The sequence below is a fragment of the Bradyrhizobium sp. 23 genome (assembly GCF_023073295.1).
GTDB lineage: Bacteria > Pseudomonadota > Alphaproteobacteria > Rhizobiales > Xanthobacteraceae > Bradyrhizobium > Bradyrhizobium canariense_D.
Map to the genome: position 1 here is coordinate 1 of NZ_JADPJF010000030.1, position 918 is coordinate 918.

The 918-nt window shown below is 63.6% G+C and carries 1 protein-coding gene and 1 pseudogene; one reads left to right on the plus strand and one right to left on the minus strand.

What is annotated here, in order from left to right; translation table 11 throughout:
• Window positions 1-228 (plus strand): annotated as a pseudogene (locus IVB32_RS04125) (ATP-binding protein); the annotation flags it as partial.
• A 9-nt stretch (window positions 229-237) separates the two neighbouring features.
• On the opposite strand, the gene IVB32_RS04130 reads toward IVB32_RS04125, so the two are convergent.
• Entirely contained in the window at window positions 238-714 is a 477-nt protein-coding gene (locus tag IVB32_RS04130; RefSeq protein WP_247409887.1) for a helix-turn-helix domain-containing protein, read from the minus strand.
• Window positions 715-918 lie beyond the last annotated feature (204 nt).

Sequence of the window (918 nt, forward strand, 5' to 3'; positions counted from 1 at the left end):
TGGCCGGCGGCCCGCTTCCTCGCCACCATTGCCGAGCACGAGATCGCCGAACGCGGCCGCCGCCGCGTCGAGCGCCATCTCGTCGAGGCGCGGCTGCCGGCCGGAAAGACCTTCGATAGCTTCGACTTCGAGGCCGTGCCGATGATCTCCAAAGCGTAGGTGACCGCGCTTGCCGCTGGCGACGGCTGGCTCGGGAAGGGCGCCAATTTGTTGCTGTTTCGGCCGCCCAAGTCAGATTCATACTGCCCATCTCGCTACCCCCTTAGAGTTGAAGCTCTTTTGACCCGGATCGCCAGACGATGGCCGCCGGAACCGCCGCGCATGCGCGGCGCGCTTGACATCGGGATGTTCCAGATCAACCGCTTTGATCATCCACGGTGCGCCTTTGCACAGCCGCTGCGCAGGCAAGCTCTGTTCTTCGATCAGACGGCGAACCGTCGAAGGACTGACTTTCAACGCAGTTGCAGCTTCGTCCAAAGTGACATCTCCACGCTCGGCGCGCTCGCCCTCTCGGTAGGCGGCGATCGCGTGTTGGTTGCGCAGGCTGCGAACGCGGACACGGGTCCAACTGTTGCCCCGCCCCGTCGACTTACTGGCGCGGTTGAGAACCGCGGCGATGGTGCTGTCGGGCATCTGACGCGCGAGGACACGAACGAGATCGACCACATCTGCCGCGGTGCTCCAGCGGTGCTCGCCGGTGCGGTTCTTCCTCACCAATGCCGCGTGATCGCCGCCATCCTATAGCGCGACAATCTGGATGGGAAGCGCGCGACAATCAGGATGGCGAGTCGGTGTCGCGGCGATGTGATGATTGCCGCGATGATTGTCGCGCGCAGAGTTTTGTTCGCTCTGATTGTCGCGGAGCGTCAATCAGCGAGTGTTTTTGGTGTCGCGTGCGAGGATGGTCGCCCTGGACCA